Raw genomic sequence first — 20267 nt, forward strand, 5'->3', positions numbered from 1 at the left:
TCAGATCCATTCCGCTGCGCCGGGGACACCTAGCCTGATGGCCGCGGTGACGATCACCGGGAGGTCCTCGACGGCGCCGTTCGCCTTGAGGCGCTCCACGATGTCGGGCACGAGGTAGCCGTCCCGGAACGGCGGTTCGGTGTGGCTCAGCAGGTGGCCGATCAGCCGGCCGTACGCGGCCGGGGCCCGGCGTAGTCGATTCTCGTCAGCGAGGTCGAGCAGCACACCGCTGTCGACCGGCAGTCGGGCCGGGTGCCTGGTGGCCAGGGCGACGCCGTCCGCGGCCGAGTCGGTCAGGTACGCCGTCCAGCCGGCCATGGCCGAGGCTTCCTCGATCTCCAGCAGTCGCGGGTTGCTCTCCAGGCGGTCCTGCCAGTAGCGGCTCATCCACCGCGACCATTGGTGCTCGACCGCCTCACCGGGCAGACCGGCCAGCACGTGGGCGATCGCCTGGAGCCACTCCACGCGATCCGCCACGGAGAGTTCGGCGGTCAGGGTGTGCACCCAGTCGTGGATCGTGGGCAGGTCGCTGCCGACGGCGACCGCCGCCAGGTGTTGGTGCAGTTGCCGGCGCATGTCCTCGGGGAAGGCGCCGATGTGCCGGGCGGCTCCGACATAGTCGTCGGCGAGTCCGGTCTCGAGCATCTGGTCGTCGAATCGCCCCCAGACGAGGTGGCCGTCCCAGGCGTGCCGGGCCCGGACCGGATCTCTCCAGTCCAGCAGCGGCAGGATGTGTTCCTCGCTCCACGTCCGGTCGGCGCCGAAGAAGAACCGGGCCTGGCTGGCCAGGATCGTCTCGGCCGGCGCCGACCGGGAGTCACCGGCCGAGAGAAGCTCCTCCAGCGTGGTGCGGACCGCCGGGTCCAGTCCGGTCCAGCTGTCGCCCGCGCGGCGCCAATCGTCGGCTACGGCATGGACCCAGAACAACGCGATGCGGCCGGCATTCTGGTTGAGCGCTCGGGTCAGCCAGTCGTCGAAGTCATGTCCGGGCGTCGCGTGGGCGGCGTTCCAGGCGTCGGTGGCCAGGCGTCGGGCGGCCGGCCGGCGGTACCAGTGCGTCGGGTGCTGGTCGCTCTGGCCGCCGTCGGCCAGGAGCCGACTGATGGCATCGACGGTCGCGGGGACGTCCAACGAGGCGAGCCGGTCGAGGACGGTGTCCATCCCGCTCTCGGGAATGGTCGCGCCGGACCAGCCGGCGACGACCGCGTCGATGATCCATTGGTCAGGCGCCGCATGGGCGTCCAGGATCGCGAAGCCGTCCTCCGGACGCTCGCGGACGGCCTCGGTGAGGACGTCGTGCACGCCGGCGGAGAATTCGTCCTCCTCGGCGGCCGCCGCTCGCAGCCGGCCCAGTGCTGCCGTCGCGTCCGCGGAGATGTCCTCGTGCAGTTCGGCCGCGCTGAGTGCCGGCGGTGTGCCGGCGGCCGAGAAGCTCCAGGTACGCAGCAGCTCGGGGTGCTCACGGACTACGAAGGTGGGGTGGGTCGCGCGTACGGCCGCGAACGCCTCGGCCGCGGAGACGAGAGCGGGCGCGCAGCGCGTGATCCAGGCGAGCGCGTTGAAGGTCACGTACCCGGCGAGGCTCTCCCGGTCGGTGCGGCCCGGACCGGCAGCGGCCTCGGCGACCAGGGCGTCCGCGACCGCCGGCTCGGCGTCGGCGAGGGCGGCCTCGATCAGGGCGAAGACCTCGAAGCGCAGTTCATGGGCGTACAGCCACTGCCTCTCCCGGAGCCATCTGATCTTGGCTGTCGCGTCCACGTCGGTGCGGACGGTCCAGCCGTGGACCGCCAGCCGGCGCAGCAGCGTGGTCTCCGCGGCGGCCCACCGGTCCAGCCGGGCCCGGTCGGCTGGACCCGGAGTGGCCAGGAGAGCCTCCAGGCAGTCGCGTGCGGCATCGATCAGAGTGTCCATGGCCTTGGGCATCGTGTCCTGCGCGTGCGCCGGGATGGCCGCCCGGCGGGACGACACGGGGTCGCCCCTCTCGCCGGCTGATCCGTCGGCCCGCAGCAGCACGAAGGCGCGGTGCAGCTGTCGCTCGACGACAGCGAGGACCGGCTCGGCCGCCTCGCTCAGATGGGGCCGGAACACCCGTTTCCAGGCTTCGGCGAGCGACCACCGGTCACCGCGGGGTTCGGGGTCGAGATAGGCGCCGAAGCCGCCGCGCAGCACGGGCACCGGCTCGGCCAGGTGGTCGAACAGCAGCAGGGCCAGGTCGCGGTCACGCGGCCACGTGCACTTGTTCAGCAGGTGACCGAGGGGCCGGTGGGCGGCGGCGGTGGGCGTGTCCATCAGCAGGATCACCCATAACGCCAACCAGGGCGGCAGGGGCGTCGGTAGTCCGTAGAGACGGTTCACCAGCGCGGCGGCCACCGCCGGGCTCAACCGGCCACCGGCCTGCTGCACGACCCGCAGCGCTTCGTCGTTGTGCTGCTCGGTCAGGACGAAGTTCCGGACGAACCAGCGGGCCAGGGGCTCGGTGCTCGGTGAAGACGCCGGTTGGGGAGCCAGCGTCTGCTGGAACTCGGGCCGGTTGGTCGCCCACCGCAACCACTCCGTGCCATCAGCCAGCTCGGTGAACAGCTCCACCCGCAGCGGATCGGCCAGGACGCTCTCCAGGTAGGACATGTCCTCGGGCTCGAGGGAAGGTGCTCCGGTCACCAGGTCCTTGATCCGCTGGCGGTGGTCGAGCAGACCCATGGCGGCCTGCGCGGCCCACTTCTCGATCGCCTCGGACAGGGCGCTGTGGTCGATGCCCACCGACACGTACGGGATCGGCGTGACGCCGTAGCCCTCCCAGTCGGGATCGTCGGGCTTGTCGGTCAGCACGTAGCGCCGGCGATTCGCGGTGAGTGCCCGGGCGAAGAACGTCATGACGACGTCTGTGTGGCTGTAGCCGATGAAGAGCACCGTGTACTCGGCGAACATCTGTTCCAGGAACCGGGCGGCCCAGGCCGATCGCAGGTACGCCTGGCCGAAGTCCCGGTCCGTCGCGATCAGGTACTTCGGCGACTGACCCAAGCGGCCGTGGAGGTGGACGACGCCCTCGATGTCGTCGCCGGGAGGCACGGCCGGCCCCGCGTACTCCTCGAACGTCGCGCCCTGCGCGGTGAGCACGGTCGACAGGTGCTTGTCGTAGTTCGTGGTCACGATGCGCAGCGGGGACTGGGCCATCGCGAGGGCGACGATGGCCCGGTGCAGCCGGTTGGGCCGGGAGTCGACTCCGCCCACGATCTGCTGGACGCGCAGATGAACGTCGACCTTGTGGTCGTCGATCCGGCCCAGGAGCCGGTCAGGCCGATCACCGGCCACGGGAGCCTGATGCGCCTCTTCGGCGATCGTCTCGGCCAGCTTGTCGAACAGGGGGAGCCCGGAGGGCGGATCCACCGAGGCGCCCGCGCCGACGAACAGCAGCAGGCGGCCCGCCGCGTGGGCCTCGAGAAGCTCGGCCGGGATGTCGACCTGGCCCATCAACATGTGGTTCCCCCGCACGACGGTGAGGCGCCAGCCTATCCGGCCCGACCGCCGCGTCATCCGAACGGGGGAACGCGTCCGGACACATAGGACGCCATCATGAGCGGACGGGATCGGCGGTGATCGGGGGCGGGGTGCGGCGGTTTCTCCGGCAGATTCTCGAGGACTTCCGGCAGCGGCGTTTTCTCGACCTGTACGCCACCACGGCGGTCGCGTTCGTCTTCGCCGCCCTGCTCGTGGTCGGCGCCGACCTGCCGGACAGCGTCCGCTGGTCGCTGCTGTTCGCCGCCCTCGGGTTCCTGCTGCTCCGGATCGCGCTGGCCGGCCACACCGAGGAGCGGTTCCTCGACCGCAGCGCCTACGACCGCCACCCGATCACCGAGGATCTGCTGGCCGCGAAGGACGTGTGGATCTTCGCGCCGGTGGGGACGAACCTGCTCACCGACGAACGCTGTGACCTGCTGCGCCGGGGGCCGCTCGCCCGGGACGACGGCTCGGTGCGGGTCGTCGTGCTGCGGGCGTTCGACCCCGGGGACCCGATCTCGGCCCAGCTCGACGCGCTGCTCGACCATCCCGTGCAGACCGCCGCGACCTCCCTGCGGGAGACCCTCGGCCGGCTGCGGGCGATGGCCCGGTGGCAGGTCAAGGGCACCTTCGGGTACGGCGAGATCGCCTTCAACCCCGGCTTCAGCATCGTGGCGGTCAACCCGCAGTCGCCCGACGGGTACGCCAACGTCGAGTTCCACGGCTTCCGCAACGACGCGATCGGCTCTCGCATGCACATCCGCCTGACCCGCGACGACGGGCAGTGGTACCGGTACTGGCTCGAGCAGTTCGAGGAGATCTGGCGCTCGACGCTGCCCGCCGGCCGCCCGTGACTCCGGGGCCCGCCGTCGCCGTCTTCACCGGTGCCGGGATCAGCGGTGACCAGCCCGCCGCGCTGCCGCGGGGCTTCGGACTGCGGGACGCCGTACTCGGCACGATGCACGAAGCGGCCGCCGCGTGCCTGGGCACCCTGGTCTCCGGCAGCCAGCTCGAGGAACTGCTGAAGTCCGGGAACAAGCTCGAGGTCGTGCTCGGACGGTTGTGGGGCACGGTCGGCCCGGACGCGCTGAAGTGCGTCCTCGCCCTGCGCCTGCGCGTACCCGGTGAGGCGCACCTGCTGGCGGCCCTGCATCTGCTGGCGGGCGGCACGCACGTGACCGTGAACTTCGATGTGGGCATCGAACTGGCCTACGACCTGATCACCGGCCGGGCCGGCCTGCCGCCGGACGCGCCGCGGGCCTACCATGACGCGCTGCCGGCCTGGCGGGCGCTCGCCCCGGCCGATCCACCCCCGCTGCTGACCGTGTCACGCCACGAGGAGTTCGCCCGGTGGGAGCGGGCCGGCCGGCCCGCCGCGCTGCTCAAGGTGCACGGTGGGCTCGACCGGGACCAGACCGGCCTGGCCGACGTCGTCGTGGTCGACATCGAGGAGCTCTCCCAGCTGACCGCGGACCGGGCCACGGCGGTGGCCGGTCTCGGCGACGCGACGAGTCTGCTCGTCACCGGCTATTCGGGCGGTGACCCCGACGTGTACGGCCCGCTGCTGACCGCGGCCCTGCGCACGTCCGCACGCTGGTGCTGCCTGTCCCTGCCGGTGGGCTCCTCGGTGCCGGCCGACGCCGCCGCCCACGGGATCGAGCTGGTGCTGGGCGATCCGGACGGACTGGCTGTCACAGCGCTGCGCACGCTGCTCGGCAGCCCGCCGCCGTGGCCGGCCGTGCCCCTGCCCGGTGACGGATTCGCCGAGCTCTTCACCCGGTGGCGGAGCGAGCTCCACGCGGCCCACCCGCCGGAGCTGACCGCCCAGTCCTGGGCCTGGCTGCTCGCGGACCTGGGCGACCTGGACACCGCCGAGGCCATGTTCCGCGCCCTGCCGGCCGGCGCGCCCGGGGCCCACCTACGACACGCCGAGATCCTCTACACCCGGGCCCGCGACGACGACCGCGACCGTGCCGCCGGCATGTTCCGCGAGGTGGCCGCGAGCACCCCGGACGCCTCCACCCGGCTGCACTGCCTGCTGCGGCTCGGCGACGTGGCGCGCGGCCGGGCGGTACGGCACGCCGGCAGCGTACGCGTCGTGGCCGATCTCCTGGCGGCGTACGCCCGGCCCGCCCAGGTGCTGCTGGCTACGCGCAACGGCCGCCGGCAGCCGGAGGAGGCGGGGGACGCGTACCGGGCGCTGCAGCAGACCTCGCTGCGCCTACTGGAGCAGATGGCCTCCCTCGCGCCGGCCGGGTGCCGGCCGGCGCTCGGCCTGCTGTGCCGGGCCGCGGCCTCGCTGGGCCGCCGGGCCGCGGGGCTGGCCCGCAACGGCAACCGGCTGGCCCTGATCCGCCAGCACCGGGCGCTGCTGCTGTCGCTGGCCGCCCTGCTGCGGGGCCGGCCCGCCCCGGCCGAGCTGCGGGCCGACATGGAGTCGCTGCGGACCACCTACCGCAACGCCGACGACCTGCCAGGGGCGGCCAACTGTGTCGTCACGCTCGCGGTCCTGGCCCTCGCGGACGGAGATCGACCGGCCGCCCGGCGTCTGCTGGACGAGGCGATGGACGGCTACACGGCGGGGCGGCCCGCCGGCCGGCCGCTGCCCAGCGGGGAGGCGCTGGTGCGGGTGATGGTGCGGCTGGCCGACCGGCACGACAGGGCACCCGGCTGACCTCCGATCCGGCCGGCAGCGAGGTTTTCACGCGTTCGCGCCATCGCGCCGGGAGGAGGATTCCGCGAGGCTTCACCACGCGAAGCAGCTCCGGTGGCGAGGCCGCCGGTGGACGAGATGCCGGGGAGGCCGTTGTGCCACTCACAGTGCAGGATCCGTACGCCCGGCTGGAGGGTGAGATGCGGCAGCTGGCGGCCGCTGCCGTCAGCTCGATCAGCAGCGGGCTCGCCGCCGGTGCGGAACCCGGGGATGTCGTCGCCGACGTCGTGCACGACCTCTTCGGGGCCGCCGCCGGCGCGTCCGGCGGCGCGCTGGCCGACCGGGCCACCCAGGACCGGATCGTCGCGGCCGTGCGAGCCATCCTCAGTGCGGGTGACGACTGAGGGGCACCTCGGTGACCAGCGAGACGGTGTCGGTGGTCCAGTCGTACGTGCCGTCGCCGGCACCGGCGTCCACGAGATCCCGGAAGGCCGCCACGGCACCGAGGCGCTCCGCCAAGTCCGGAGCGTCGAACGCCGCACGCTCCGGACCGGCGCCCAACGCGGGCAGGCGGAACGGCTGGGCGCTGAACTGCCTCTCGGCGACGATGAGCTTCAGCCGGTCCCGCACCCGGATCCCCGGCTCGGGCCGCATGCCGTCCGGCAGTGCCGCCCGGATCCGCCGACCGCTGACGGCCGCGCCGTGCCGGCCGGGCCCGATGAAGTCGCCGGGGAACAGGCTGTGGTCCACGCGGAAACGTGAGTTCAGGTCGAGCAGGACGCAGTACAACCGCCGGTCGCTGGTGTTGTGCAGGCGGACGAAGATCTCCGGCGGCTCCCATCCGCCGGCGGTGCGGCGGTAGCGCAGGTGGTGCCGGCCGTCCCGGTCCGGTCGCCGCCCGGGGCGCATGGCCGGCGCCCGGATGTCTCCCGGCTCGGCGTCCACGATCTCGATCCGTACCGCTCCGGCCAGCCGGGACACGTCGTTCTCCAGGTCCAGCACGTGCTGCCAGCAGGCGATGTGCTCGAGGACGGCGACGGCCCGGCGAGCACCGGCGCCCCGGACGTCGGGAATCCGCCGGCCCATCTGCTCACCGTCGCGGTCGGTGAGCGTCATCGCGCCGTCGCGGTCGACCATGGCGTGCAGGCCCTGGTGCGCGCCGGTGTCGCTGTCCGCGAGGGCCCGGACGTGCAGCGACGACTGCCGCCCGGGACCCGCGGTGCGGACCGCCGTGAGCAGGCTCGCCACCCCGGCTGGATCGCCGGTGACAGCCACCGCCACGGGCGGCAGCGGGACGGCGGTCAGAACCACCGGGAACTGGTCGTCCACCGAGGGCGACCAGCCGTGCAGCGGTACGACCAGGCTGCGCTCGGGGTGCACCTCGATCACCTCCGCCTCGCGCGCCGGGGAGCTGTCCCGGACGCCGACCCGGACGCCGTCGCCGACCGGGAGACCGTGCACCGCGCCGGCGTCGATCTCCCACGAGTCCCGGACCCAGCGCATCCGCATCGGTGCGCCCGGCCGGGCCAGGGTGCTGTTCAGGAACGCGTGGTCGGCCAGCGGCGAGGCGAGCGGACGCAACTGCGGCACCTGCCGGCCGGAGCGGCGCTCCACGTCGGTCTGCGCCGCCGCGATGAGGTCGCGGTAGCCGGCCGCGGCACCACGGCGGTGGAGAGCACGCAGCAGCGCCCAGGAGAACAGCCCGCGCCACTGCCGGTCCAGCCGCGCCTCCTGGGCCGGCTCGAAGGACCGGGCGGCGGCCAGCGCGACATGGTCGGGGACGTGCGGCGCGGCGGCCCGTACCGTCAGCTCGGGGATGAGCGAGTCCCTGGTCCGTGGTGGCGCTTCGGCCACGGCCCGGGTCAGCATCCCCGGTTCCGGAGCGGTCACGTCGCGGGTGGCACCGTCGGAATGACAGCTGTCCAGCACCACGGCGACGTGACCGGCGCGGGCGGCGACGTGGTCCAGCAGCACCGACAGCTCCTTGTCCCACAGGTCCGGTACCCCGTGGGTACGGCTGTCGGCACAGACGAGGGTCTGGAGCAGACCGGTCGGCTCGGTGAACCACGCGCTGTCGGGGACGTGCGCCTCGGAGCCGTGACCGCTGAACCAGAACAGGACGGTGTCGGCGGCCCCGGCGCTGCCGAGATGGGAGCGGACCGCCTCGATGATCGCGTCGCGGGTGGCCGCGGCGTCCAGCAGCACCAGGAGGCGCAGTTCCGTACCGTCGGCGGTGTGGTGCTCGAGGTACGTGCGGGCGTGCCGGATGTCGTTGACGCAGCCGCGCAGAGTCGGCACGGACGGTGCGGCGTACTCGTTGATGCCGACCAGCAAGGCGTAGAGACGTGTGTCGTTCGGCAAACCGTCCACCCCGACCGTGCGTTCCGGTGACGGTGAGACCTGACGGACGGGCGTCAGCCCGGCTCGATCTGACCCTCGGCCTCGTCGGACGGCTGCCGGTCGCTGTCCGGGTCACCGGGTGGTGCATCGGCCAGCGCGCGCCGGCGCTCGGCGAGGAGGTCGGCGATCTCCTCCGGGGTGGCGCCGCGCTCGATGGCGGCTGAGCCGGCCTTGCGCAGCTCGTCCTCGAGGAGTTGGCGCAGCCGCTCCTGCTGGCGCCCGGTGAGGGCCATCAACGTCGCTGCCGGGCCGGTGCGCTGGTCACGGCCTTGACTGTGTCCGGGACGGGGTCCGGCGAAACGCCGGGACCGTGCCTTGTTTCGCCGGCCCGGTGGCGGTGATCCGCATCGGTCGCCCGGACCCGGTGATCGGGTGGCGGCCCGGTGCCCGCGTCGCCGCCACGACGATGGGCACCGGGCCTGCCCCCGCCCCGCCCGGGAGGTCCGGTGGCGGAGTGCGCCGGCCAGGCCGCGCTCGTCAGTCCGGCGTCGCCGCGCGCCGGATCACGTCGGACAGCCGGTTCGCGGCGCCCGCCGCCGCCAGGCGTCCCCGTCGCAGCACGACCAGATCCTCGACCGCGCAGGCCGGTGGACTGTGGTGGACAGCGGCGGCCAGGGCGGCGTGCCCCCGGGCCCAGGCACTGACGACCGCGGTCAAGGCCTCCTCCATCTGTTCACCGGTCAGCCCGGCCTGCCGGCAGTCGGCCAGCAGGCGTTCCCGGTACGGCCAGTACGACCAGACCTTGGTCTCGTCGATGAGCTGCTCGACCGGGTCGGTGCGCAGGTACCGGAGCGCGAGCTGGATCGCGTCCGACCCGCCGTCGTGGAGCAGGTCGTCGATCATGCGGTGCCGGGCGTGCCCGCCGGCCACCTCGTAGAAGGTGCTCCGGCGCCCGTGCGGCCGGGCTCCGGTGACGATGGTCTTCCAGGTGAGTGTCCGGTCGGGACGGACGGTCAGCAGGTCCGTGACCGAGCGATAGTAGATGATCTTGGTCTGCCAATGGCTGCGCCGGGGGGACCCGCCGGTGGCCAGCCGGGTGTGCCAGCCGCTGATGACGGTCCGGTCCAGGTCGTCGGTGATTGTCGCTGACATCGCCCTCTGTCCCTTTCGGGTGGTATCGCGGTACCGATCCTGTCGAGCGCACGGCGCCCGCCGCATCACGTGTTCACGCGGTCCTCGCTGCGGTGGCCCGTCGCCACGTCGAGCACCGCCGCCCAGTCGGCCGGTTGCTCGTCGCCCCGCCACGCGACGTGCTGATCGGGCCGCACCAACGTCAGTCGGCGCTCCCAGAGCCCCCGGTCGGCCCGGCCGGCAACCGGCAGGTAGGTCATCGGAACGCCGTGCGCCCGGGCCACGGCGGTCAGCGCCCGGCCGGACCCGTCGTCGGTGCAGTCCACCAGCGTGAACTGGGGACCCAGCTGATCCAGGAACTGCCCGCCGCCGGCCGGGCCGGTGCCGGTCGTCTCGATCTGCGGTGGTTCCTGGCGCAGGACGTCGGCCAGGAACTGCCGGGAGGCGCCGGCCGCGGCCAGCCGGCTGAACCGGCGCCGGGTCTCGTAGGTCCGGGCGAGCAGTTCCCGGTCCAGCAGCGCACACCGGCGGCGGTCACTGTCGTAGCTCGCCAGCAGGCCCGGGCCGGCCCAGCCGTTGATCGAGGCGGCGAGTTTCCAGCCGAGATCAACCGCGTCCCCGATGCAGATGTCCGCGTTGCCGCCCGCCGGATCGAAGCAGTGCGCCGCCTCACCGGCCAGGTAGGCCGTTCCCCGCCGGTAGGTCCGCGCCACGCCCAGCGCGCCGTCCCACTGGTCGACAGCCAGCACGTCCACGGTGTCCGTACGCAGGCCCAGCCGGTCGCGGACCAGGTGTGCCGGGTCCACCTCGGCGGACTCGTCCGGCCCCAGCGGCAGGTGCGCGATCCAGAAGTCACGGTCACCGTGCCAGGTCAGGGTGATCCCCGCGGCGATGATCGTCGACGGCCGGTCGGACCGGCCGGTGAGGTCCGGGCAGCGGAAGTGCACCGTGTAATGCGGCGCCGGTGCGCCGAGGTGCTCCATCGGGATGCCCAGGCACCGGCGGACCGTGCTGCGGGCCCCGTCACAACCGGCCAGGTGGTCCGCCTCGACGACGTGGCGGACCCCGTTCCCGGCCGCCAGCACGGTCGCGACGGTGCCGTCCGGCTCGAGCCGTAGATCGGTGAAGGTCCAGCCCTCCCGCAGGTCGATCAGCGGGTGGTCCCGCGCCGCGGCCCGCAGCCGGCCGGCCAGCTCCGCGCCCGGCAGGAGCAGGTACGGCTCGACCAGATCGCTGCCGTCGTGGACGGCGGCGTAGCGGTCGCGCACCTGGTTCGCCGAGGGCACCTGCGACACCAGGACGGGCGGCTGGTCCAGGCCCCGGCTCCAGATGACGTCGGCGGAGAGGTCCGGGTCGATGCCGTGCCGGCGGATGTCCCCGGCCACGCCGAGCCGGCGCAACAGCTCCATGCTGCGGCCCCGCACCAGGGCGAGGGCGGGATCTCGGGGAGGGCGCGAAGCGCGTTCGACCACCGTGCTGCGGACCTGGTGGCGCGCCAGCTCCAGAGCCAGCACGGAGCCCGCCACCCCGGCGCCGACCACGAGCACGGAGGTACGGAGCACGGGTGCGGTCAACGTTCCCACTTCCGGCCGACGTGACTGTTGCTTTACACCGAGTCATGGTGGGGGAACGACGGTGGTTCCAGCATCACGTACTCAAGTGATTACCGGGGCATTCGCGGGCGACCAGCGTGGCCAGCTCGACCCGGCGGTTCACCTTCAGCTTGTCGAAGATCTTGCGCAGATGGCTGTCCACGGTGTGCCGGGACAGGAACAGGTCGGCGGCCACCTGGATGTTCGTCCGGCCCGCCGCGACGGCCAGCGCCACCCGGCGCTCGGCCGGCGACAGCAGCGGCAGGCAGGGCGGCGCCGCGGCGCCGGCCGGTGCGGCGGCGCCGAGCCGCTGTTCCAGCCGCCGCTGGTCGCTCCGGGCACCGCAGCGGGTGACGATCGCCAGCGCCTCGGCGTACCGGCTCCGGACGGTGGCCTCCGGCTCGGTGCCGCGGCCGGCCACCGCGGCGTCCTCCAGGGCCGCGGCCAGGACCAGCGGGCGCCGGGTCGCCCGGAAGAGGTCGACCGCCTGCCGTAGCAGCACGGGGTCGCCGTTGAGCAGGCCCTCCGCGTGGGCTGCCGCTCCGGCCGACCCCGCCGACCCGGGGTTACGCTCCGCGAGCCGCCGGGTCGCCTCGACCACCACGGCTGCGCGGCCCGCGTCGAGGGGGCGGGCGATGCGGACCAGGGTGGCCGCGGCCCCGGGGTCCGTCCCGACCAGAGCCGGGCGATCGGGCAGGTTGTCGTAGAGGCCGGTGAGCACGGCCAGGGCGGCGCCGCTCTCCCCGGTCGCGTGCAACAACAGACCCTCGGCCCAGACCACGTCCTCGGGCGCCGCGGTGATGCCGGTGCTCATCCATCGCCGCATCCGCGCCTGGTGCCCCTGGGCCTGGGCGAGCTCGCCGCGCGCCACGGCCAGCCGGATCAGGGTCCCGAGCAGCGGGACGGCCAACTGGTACGCGGTCAGCTGCTCCGCCGTCTCGACACCCGCGTCGGCTTCGGCGGCCGCGTCGTCGAGCTGTCCGCGGGCGGCCAGCAGTGACGAGTAGTAGTAGTGCCACAGCGGCTGCGCCCACGCGGTGCCCAGCTGCTCGGACTCTCTGCGCCCGCGTGCGAAGGTCCGCTCGGACTCCTCGAACAGGTTCAGGCAGGCCTGCGCGTTGCCCAGCCAGATCCGGGGATGGCGGTGCACCGCGGCACCCCCGACCCGGTCGGCCAGCTCCGTCGCGGTGCTGGCGTGGGCGTACGCGTCGTCGAGCCGGCCCTCGGCGTGCGCGACGAGACTGCGGGCGGTCAGACCGAAGACCGAGGCGCCGTACTCGCCGCTGCGGCGGCCGAGCTCGTCGGAACGGGCGCCGGAGTCGTCGGCCGCCTCGAGCTGGTCGACGTAGCAGAGGGCGTGCGCGCGGATCGCGTACAGGCGGGCCCGGGTCGCCTCCGAGACCGTCGGGGGCGCCAGCCCGCGGTCGGCGTAGTCCACCGCCGTCTGGTTCTGACCGCCGTGCTTGAACGCCTCGGCCAGGCCGAGCAGCAGCACCGCCTCGGTCTCGTCGTCCAGGCCCGCCCGCAGGGCCTCCTCGCCCAGCTCGCGGGCCTCGTGCAGGCGGGCGGCCGAGGCCAGCAGGCCGACCGCCTCGGCGATCAGGGCGGGGCGGCCCGGCCCGTGCGGGCCCAGCGCCTCCAGCGCGTGCATCATCAGCGTCGCCGCCGTGGCGGGCGCGGCCCCGGCCACCTCCCTCGCGGCGGTCCGCAGCAGCGTGACCGCTTCGGCGCTGCCGGACCGGTCCGTGCGGAGCAGGTGCTGGGCCACCTCGAGCGCCGGCCGGCCGTCCTCGCGGGCCAGTGCGGCCGCCTCCCGGTGCAGCTGGTCGCGGACAGTCTTGCGCAGGGTGTGGTAGATGGCCTGCCGGACCAGCTGGTGGGCGAACACCAGGCCGTCGGGCTCCTCGGTCAGGAAGTCCGTCCCCGCCTCCTCGACCAGCGGGAAGAGCTCGGCCGGGGCCCGGCCGGTCAGCCGGGCCGCGGACCCGATCCCGAACGGCCGGTCGAACACCGAGGTCGCCCGCAGCAGCCATTGAGCCTCCACCGACAGGCTGCCGAGCAGGTCCTGCACCGTGTCGATGAAGCTCGACGGCAGCTCCTCGCCGACCACGGTGGCCACCCCGCCGCTGATCACCAGCTGCCGGGTGGCCCGCAACGTGGTCAGCAGCTTGCCGATCCGCAGCGGGTTCCCGCCGCATCCGGCGGTGAGGGCGAGTACCGTGTTGTCGACCTCGGCCCCGACCACGTCGGTGCTGAGCCGGGTGGTCGCCGCGTCGTCCAGGGCGCCGAGGTGGATCGGCTCGTTGCCGTCCCGCGACAGCCAGGCCAGGGTCTGCCGGCCGGGGGTGTCCTGCGCGACCGGGCTGCTGGCGAACAGCCACCGCACCGGGGACGACGCCAGGGCGGGGACCAGCTCGCGCACCGCGAGGGCGCTCAGCTCGTCCATCCAGTGCGCGTCGTCGATGACGATCAGCAGCGGCTGCCGGGTGGCGGCGTGCTCCAGGGACGCGCGCAGTCGTTCCAGGGTCTGGTACTGATTCTCGAGGCCCTGATCGCTGGACAGCCAGTCGAACTCGCCGGCCGCCGGCCGGCAGCCGCGCACCGCGCCGGCCAACGTGACCAGGGGAGCGGCCAGGTCCAGTCGGAACGCCTCGCGGAAGGCGACCGCGATCCCCGACGATCCGGCCAGCTCCACCGCGGCCCGCAGCAGGTGCGACTTGCCGATGCCGGCCGGCCCGTCGATGAGCAGGCAGCCGCCCGCGCCGGCGGCCGTCTCGTCCAGGACCCGGCGGATCGTCGCCATTTCCGGCTCCCGGCCGAAGGTCCCGGTCACCGGGCCACCCGGGTGCCGGGGTTCGCGAGCAGGGTGATGGATCTCAGCGGAAGCTCCCGGGCGTCATCGAGGTCGATGGGTCAGACGCTGATTGTGCGGGAAATTCATGATCGAATCTAATCGCCGTCCGGCCGGGCCGGCATCGTGCGTTTCGCCGTTCGGATCAGCGGAACAGGCGACACCGGCGGAATCGGCGCTGCCGCCGGTACCGAGTTCAGCATGTCGCGCAGAATGGCCGGGCCGTGCTCGGTGAGAAGCGACTCCAGGTGGAATTGTGTCGTCCGGAATCGGCTCGCGCGCAACGCGTGCACCGCGGCTGTCACCCGGTCTCGCAGCACGTGGACCGGGCCGGCGACCAGCGGGCTGTGCACCACGTCGCGGTCGCTGACAGCCGTGAACGAGTTGTAGAAGCCGACCCGTTGCGGGCGGCCGTACCAGTCGATCGTCCGGCGTGCGCCCTGGGCCGGTTCACCCAACCGGGTGACGGGGAGGCCGAGGACGCCGGCCAGGATCTGGTGACCGAGGCAGACGGCGAGCACCGGTGTCCGTTCGCTGAGCAGCCGGCGAACGACACGGTGCAGTCCGGCGATGCGCGGGTCGGCCCGGTCGCCGGGGTCACCCGGACCCGGCCCGACGAGCACCACGTCGTAGCCGTCCCGCGGTATCGCGTCCCACCGGCTGATCCGCACGGTGACCCCGAGCGAGCGGGCCACCGTGGCCAGCATGGCCGTGAAGTCGTCCTCCGCCTCGATCAGCAGCAGGCGGCGGCCGGCCGGTGGACCACCCGCGGCCGGTCCGGCCGCTTCGCGCCCACGCCAGAAGTGCGAGAGGCCGTCGTTGCGGTTCCGGAGGGCCGCGGTCACCCGGGGGTCGCTCAGCACCCCGGCCCGGCGGACCGTGGTGCCGGCCCGCGCGCCGGGCGCCCGCATCGCCGCCACCAGCGCCGCCGCCTTGGCCCGGGTCTCCGCCGCCTCGGCGGCCGGGGACGAGTCGCGGACCAGGGTGGCGCCCACGCCCATGCGTACCTGGCCGTGGTCGTCGATGTCGGCCGTGCGGATGATCAGGGCCGCGTCCAGTGAGCGCGGCCCGAGCAGGGCGATGACCCCGCCGTAGTAGCCGCGCCCGCTCCGCTCGTGCCCGGCGATGACCCGGCACGCGCTGGCCACCGGGCTGCCGGTGACCGTCGGCGCCGGCATGGTCAGCCGCAGCAGGTCGCGGGCGTCCAGTGAGGTCGGTCCGTCGATGAGGTATTCGGTGTGGGCCAGCCGCGACATCGCCCGCAGCCACGGTCCCCGCACGCGCCCGCCGCCGTCGCAGACCCGGGCCATCATCTTGAGCTCCTCGTCCACCACCATCAGCAGTTCGCCGGTCTCCTTGCGGTCACCGAGGAAACGCAGGAGGCCCGCGGTGTCCGGCCCGGCCGGCGGATACCGGTACGTGCCACTGATCGGGTTCATCGTCGCCACGCCGCCGGCCACGCGCAGGTGGCACTCGGGCGTCGCCCCGGCCAGGGTCCGGCCCGGCCGGCACACCACGAAGGTCCAGTAGGCACCCCGCTCGGCGAGCAGCAGCCGGCGGAACAGGGCCAGGGCGGCGTGCGGCGACCATCCGTCGAACGCGGCCCGGAAGTCCCGCCGGATAACGAAGTTGGAGCCGTGCCCCGCACCGATGTCACCGTCGAGCACCTGCCGGACCGTGGCCGCGTAGTCGGCGTCGGACACGTCGAAGTCGCCCGGCTCCGGCAGGGGCGCCGACCCGGGCAGCCACCGCAGCGCGTCGGCGACCGGAATGCTTCGCCGGCCCCGCACCTCGATCGCGACCAGCGGGGTCCGATCGTCGACGCAGTGCAGCCCCCGCTCGGTGATCTGCCGGTACGGCAGCACGGCCAGCACCTGCCCGTCGCCCCCGGCAGCCGGCACCGGCAGGTCGGCCAGCGACGGCACCGTCAGGGGCTCGCCGACCAGGACCAGCACCTCGCCGGCGGCGGTCCCGGGCCGGTGCAGCAGTGCGAAGGCGGACGCGGCCGGCAGGCCGGCGAAGACGGGATTCATGGCCGGCATCATCGCCGTCCCGAGAAAAGCCGGGCAACTACTCAAATGGTCGGCGATGAATTTCTGAGAACTGCGTTTCCGCGTTTCGTCGCGGCCGGTGAAGCCATTACCTACTCATGTGAGTAGTGGGCCGACCGGAGCTTCACGGATAGCGTCTGGGCGTATTCCGGCAACGACGGAAGACAGGGGTGTCCGGTATGCAGGTCAATGATTCGTTCGCCCGGCGACTGCGGCTGCTCCGCCTGCACCGCCGGGACGACAACGGCCTTCTCGTGGTGCCGCTGGACCACGCGGTGGGGGCCGGGCCGCTGGCCCACCGGGGTGATCTGGACAGGCTGCTCGCGGAGATCGCCGACAACGGCGCGGACGCGGTTGTGCTGCACAAGGGTGCGGTACGCCGGGTCGACCCCCGGCGGTTCCGTCGGATGTCCCTGATCGTGCACCTGAACGCGGGCACCGGCCTCGCGCCGGATCCGGACGCGAAGTATCCGGTGGCCACCGTGGAGGAGGCGCTGCGCCTGGGCGCGCACGCCGTGAGTGTGCACGTCAACGTCGCCTCGATCAGTGAGGGACCGCAGATCGCGCACCTCGCGGCGGTCGCCGGGTCCTGCGAGAGGTGGGGCGTGCCCCTGCTGGCCATGATGTACGTCCGCGGTCCCCAGGTGCCCGACGGTCGCCTTCCTGACCTGGTGGCGCACGCTCTCGCGGTGGCCGTGGAACTGGGCGCGGACCTGGTGAAGACAGCGCTGCCGGAACCGGCGCCGGCGATGGTCCGGATCATCGCGACATGTCCCGTGCCCGTGCTCGCCGCCGGTGGTGGGGACGTCAGCGATCCGCGGGCCGCTCTCGGGCGCCTGGCCACCGCCGTCGCGTCGGGCGCCGCCGGGATCGCCGCCGGGCGGCTGGTGTTCACCGCCGACGACCCGGGCGCCACCGTCCGCCGGCTGGCGACGCTGGTCCACGGCCGCACGCCGGTGCCGGCGCGATGACCGCCACCGGTGCTGAGAAGCAGTGCTGGCTCGACGTCCGGGAGGCCGGTGACTGGCAGCGGGCCGTCTGTGAGGAAGCCGTTCATCAGGGGTTCGACGCGATCGTGGCGGCCGACCCGGCGGACCTGGCCGCGCTGCCGCCCACCGTGTCGCGGGTGCTCGCCCCGGCCGGGGCCGAGCTGCCCACCGACTTCGGCAACGCCGACGTGGTCGTCGTGGACCCGGCTGTGCACGGCTACCCGGCCCGCCTCGCGGCGCTGCACCCCGGCCTGGTCTTCGGCAGCCGCCTCGACGTGGCCGACCGGGACGGCCTGGCCGCGGCGTGTGCGAGCGTCCGCCGGGACCCGCTGACCGTGCTGCGGTTCCGGGACCCGACCAACATCCCCCTGGAGATCGTGCTGGCCGCCGCGGACGGGACGGCGGGAACGATCATCACCGCGGTGGCCGGGGTCGAGGACGCGGCCGTGCATCTGAGTGTGCTCGAGCGCGGCCCGGACGGCGTGCTGCTGGCGCCGGCGGGACCCGGCGACGCCACCCGGCTCGCCGACGTCGTCCGGCACCGGTCACCGGACCTCGACCTGGTCACGCTGACCGTCACCGCCGTGGCCCACGCGGGTACGGGGGAGCGGGCCTGCGTGGACACCTGCACCTACCTACGCCGGGACGAGGGCATTCTGGTCGGCTCGCGGGCCCAGGGCATGATCCTCTGCGTCAGCGAGACCCATCCGCTGCCCTACATGCCGACCCGGCCGTTCCGGGTCAACGCCGGGGCGATCATGTCCTACACCCTGGCCGACCACGAGCACACCCGGTACCTCAGCGAGCTGGAGGCGGGCGGCACGGTGCTCGCGGTCGGGGCCGACGGGCGGACCCGGCGGGTCACGGTCGGCCGGGTCAAGATCGAAACCCGGCCGCTGCTGTCCGTCGACGCGGTCGCCGGGTCCGGGGAACGGGTGAACCTCATCGTGCAGGAGGACTGGCACGTACGGGTGCTCGGTCCCGGGGGCACGGTGCTCAACTCGACCGAGTTGCGTCCCGGCGACGAGGTGCTCGGGTACCTGCCGGGCCGGCAGCGGCACGTCGGGTACCCGATCGACGAACTGTGCTACGAGCAATGACCGCTCCCGGCGTACCGGTGCTCGATTTTCATGCCCGGCTCACCCCGGGTGACCGGGCGCCCGCCGCCCTGCTGGCGGCCATGGACGAGGCGGGCATCGGCCGCAGCGTGGTGTCCGCCGGTGGCCTGCTCAGCCTCGACCGGTTGTCGGCGCAGATCAACGACGGCGGCCGGGCCGATGTCGCAGCCGGCAACGACCGCGTCCACGAACAGTGCGCGCGCTCGGCCGGCCGGCTGTTGCCGTTCTTCTTCGCCGATCCGGTGCGCGACGTCGAGGCGTACCGGGCCGCCGCGGGCCGCTTCCGAGGGTTGGAGATCTCCCCGGCCGTGCACGGCTTCCGGCTCGACGACCCTGCGGTGGCGGACCTGATCACGATCGCCGCGGCGGCCCGCCACCCGGTGTACGTGGTCACCCTCGCCCACCCCGGCACCCGGACAGCCGACCTGGCCGGCCTGGCCCGACGCTGCACTGGGGTCCCCTTCGTCTGGGGACACTGCGGGCACACCGGACTGGACTTCGCGGGCCTGGCCGAACTCGCCCCCGTGCCGAACGTCCACGCCGAGATCTCCGGCTGTCTCACCGTCACCGCGGTCCAGGCGGTCCGCCGGTTCGGCGTGTCCCGGGTCCTGTTCGGCACCGAGTACCCGCTGCAGCATCCGCGGGTCGAGCTCGCGAAGGCCGCGGCGCTCGGTCTCGCACCATCCGAACTGCGCGAGGTCATGGCCGGCAACGCCGGCCGACTGCTGGGAGAGGAGACGACGTGACGAGCGCGCTCAACCGCCGGCCCCGGATCGGGGACTGGCCCGACTACGCCGGACTGGAACGGCTGCAGGACGCGCGGCTGGGCCGGACCCTGGCGGCGGCCGGCCGGTCACCGTTCTACCGCAATCGGGCCGACGGCGTCCCGGCGTCCCGGGCCGAACTCGCGGACTACCCGCTCACCGGCAAGCAGGACCTGCGGGACGCGTACCCGTTCGGGCTGCTGGCGGTGGACCGGACCGAGGTGGCCACGTACCACGAGTCGAGCGGGAGCAGCGGGAGCCCGACCGCGAGCTACTACACCGCCGAGGACTGGCTCGATCTGATCGACCGGTACGCCCGCAAACACGTCGGCATCCGAGCGGACGACACGTTCCTGGTCCGCACGCCGTACGCGCTGATGATCACCGGGCATCTGGCGCACGCGGCCGCCCGGTCCCGCGGGGCGACGGTCGTGCCGGCCGACAACCGGTCGCTCGTGACGCCGTACGCCAAGGTGGTCCGGCTCCTGCATGACCTGGACGTCTCACTCACCTGGTCGTTGCCGACCGACGCGCTGCTGTGGGCGGCGTCCGCCGCGCACCTGGGACTGCGGCCGGCCCACGACTTCCCGGCGTTGCGCGCCCTGTTCGTCGGCGGGGAACCGCTCAGCCCGGCTCGGCGGGCCCGGATCGCCGAGCTCTGGGCCGCGCCGGTCGTCGAGGAGTACGGCGCGACCGAGACCGGCAGCCTCGCGGGGGAGTGCCCGCACGGCCGGCTGCACCTGTGGGCCGACCGGGCGATCTTCGAGGTCCGCGACCCGCTGACCGGCCGGACGACTCCCGCCGGGCATGGGCAGCTCGTCGTCACCCCGCTGTACCGCGAGGCCATGCCGCTGTTGCGGTACCTGATCGAGGACGAGGTGGACGTCTCCTACGAGTCCTGCCCGTGCGGCTGGGTGCTCCCGACGGTCCGGGTCCTCGGCCGCTACCGGCCCGGCGCGGGGCTCACCCAGGCCGACGTCGAGGAACTGGTCTTCGGCCTGCCCGCCGAGTACGGCGTGTTGTTCTGGCGGGCCCGGACCGAAGGTGCCCGGCTGCGGGTGCAGATCGAGGTGGCCGAGGGGCACCGGGAGCCGGCCGTCCGGCGACTGCGCGACGGAATCGGTGCGGTCCACGGGCTGACGGCCGAGATCGACGCGTTGCCGCCGGGCGCTCTCGTGCCGGCGGCGCTGCTGACCGCGTCCCCGGACGTGCTCAAGCCGCGCGGGCTGTTCGACGACGGCGAGGACTGGACCCGCGCCCTGCGGTACTACTAGGAGGAGCGA

General features: G+C 73.6%; 14 protein-coding genes. 7 read left to right on the forward strand and 7 right to left on the reverse strand.

Annotated elements, in window-relative coordinates; genetic code table 11:
• On the reverse strand, positions 1-3474 hold the full coding sequence (locus tag Aau02nite_RS12585; RefSeq protein WP_212988558.1) for a DUF4020 domain-containing protein: 3474 nt from the start codon (positions 3472-3474) through the stop codon (positions 1-3).
• Between the two features lie 131 nt (positions 3475-3605).
• On the opposite strand from Aau02nite_RS12585, the gene Aau02nite_RS12590 reads away from it, so the two are divergent.
• The 3 genes from Aau02nite_RS12590 (at position 3606) to Aau02nite_RS12600 (ending at position 6552) form a co-directional block, all read left to right on the forward strand.
• Positions 3606-4349, forward strand: coding sequence for a hypothetical protein (locus tag Aau02nite_RS12590; protein ID WP_212988559.1), 744 nt, complete (start codon positions 3606-3608; stop codon positions 4347-4349).
• The gene (locus Aau02nite_RS12595; protein ID WP_212988560.1) at positions 4346-6169 is read left to right on the forward strand and encodes a hypothetical protein; all 1824 of its coding nucleotides are present in this window, start codon (positions 4346-4348) and stop codon (positions 6167-6169) included. The genes Aau02nite_RS12590 and Aau02nite_RS12595 overlap by 4 nt, the downstream gene beginning before the upstream one ends.
• Before the next feature lie 134 nt (positions 6170-6303).
• Positions 6304-6552, forward strand: a complete 249-nt coding sequence (locus Aau02nite_RS12600) for a hypothetical protein (protein WP_212988561.1) — start codon at positions 6304-6306, stop codon at positions 6550-6552.
• On the opposite strand, the gene Aau02nite_RS12605 is transcribed toward Aau02nite_RS12600, so the two are convergent.
• The 6 genes from Aau02nite_RS12605 to Aau02nite_RS12630 form a co-directional block, all read right to left on the reverse strand.
• A complete protein-coding gene (locus Aau02nite_RS12605) occupies positions 6533-8509 on the reverse strand; it encodes a caspase family protein (RefSeq protein ID WP_212988562.1) in 1977 nt (658 codons plus the stop codon). The genes Aau02nite_RS12600 and Aau02nite_RS12605 overlap by 20 nt on opposite strands.
• 53 nt (positions 8510-8562) lie before the next feature.
• Entirely contained in the window at positions 8563-8781 is a 219-nt protein-coding gene (locus Aau02nite_RS12610; RefSeq protein WP_212988563.1) for a hypothetical protein, read from the reverse strand.
• A gap of 244 nt (positions 8782-9025) precedes the next feature.
• A complete protein-coding gene (locus tag Aau02nite_RS12615) occupies positions 9026-9640 on the reverse strand; it encodes a hypothetical protein (protein WP_212988564.1) in 615 nt (204 codons plus the stop codon).
• A gap of 65 nt (positions 9641-9705) precedes the next feature.
• Positions 9706-11193, reverse strand: coding sequence for an FAD-dependent monooxygenase (locus tag Aau02nite_RS46360; protein WP_307857876.1), 1488 nt, complete (start codon positions 11191-11193; stop codon positions 9706-9708).
• 73 nt (positions 11194-11266) lie between these two features.
• Entirely contained in the window at positions 11267-14044 is a 2778-nt protein-coding gene (locus Aau02nite_RS12625; RefSeq protein WP_246595084.1) for an AAA family ATPase, read from the reverse strand.
• Between the two features lie 116 nt (positions 14045-14160).
• On the reverse strand, positions 14161-16104 hold the full coding sequence (locus Aau02nite_RS12630; RefSeq protein WP_212988727.1) for an anthranilate synthase family protein: 1944 nt from the start codon (positions 16102-16104) through the stop codon (positions 14161-14163).
• Positions 16105-16292: 188 nt separating this feature from the next.
• On the opposite strand from Aau02nite_RS12630, the gene Aau02nite_RS12635 reads away from it, so the two are divergent.
• Genes Aau02nite_RS12635 through Aau02nite_RS12650 form a run of 4 tightly spaced genes read left to right on the forward strand, consistent with a single transcriptional unit; the run spans position 16293 to position 20258 of the window.
• Positions 16293-17084: a 2-amino-3,7-dideoxy-D-threo-hept-6-ulosonate synthase gene (locus Aau02nite_RS12635; RefSeq protein ID WP_212988565.1), complete on the forward strand. Its 792-nt coding sequence runs from the start codon at positions 16293-16295 to the stop codon at positions 17082-17084.
• On the forward strand, positions 17081-18202 hold the full coding sequence (locus Aau02nite_RS12640; protein ID WP_212988566.1) for a 3-dehydroquinate synthase II family protein: 1122 nt from the start codon (positions 17081-17083) through the stop codon (positions 18200-18202). Before Aau02nite_RS12635 ends, Aau02nite_RS12640 begins: the two co-directional genes overlap by 4 nt.
• Positions 18199-18966 carry an amidohydrolase family protein gene (locus Aau02nite_RS12645; protein WP_246595086.1) on the forward strand — a complete coding sequence of 256 codons (768 nt, stop codon included), beginning with the start codon at positions 18199-18201 and terminating at the stop codon, positions 18964-18966. Before Aau02nite_RS12640 ends, Aau02nite_RS12645 begins: the two co-directional genes overlap by 4 nt.
• Positions 18963-20258, forward strand: a complete 1296-nt coding sequence (locus Aau02nite_RS12650) for a phenylacetate--CoA ligase family protein (RefSeq protein WP_246595087.1) — start codon at positions 18963-18965, stop codon at positions 20256-20258. Before Aau02nite_RS12645 ends, Aau02nite_RS12650 begins: the two co-directional genes overlap by 4 nt.
• The last annotated feature ends 9 nt before the right edge of the window (positions 20259-20267 follow it).

The sequence above is a fragment of the Actinoplanes auranticolor genome (genome assembly GCF_018332655.1).
Lineage (GTDB): Bacteria > Actinomycetota > Actinomycetes > Mycobacteriales > Micromonosporaceae > Actinoplanes > Actinoplanes auranticolor.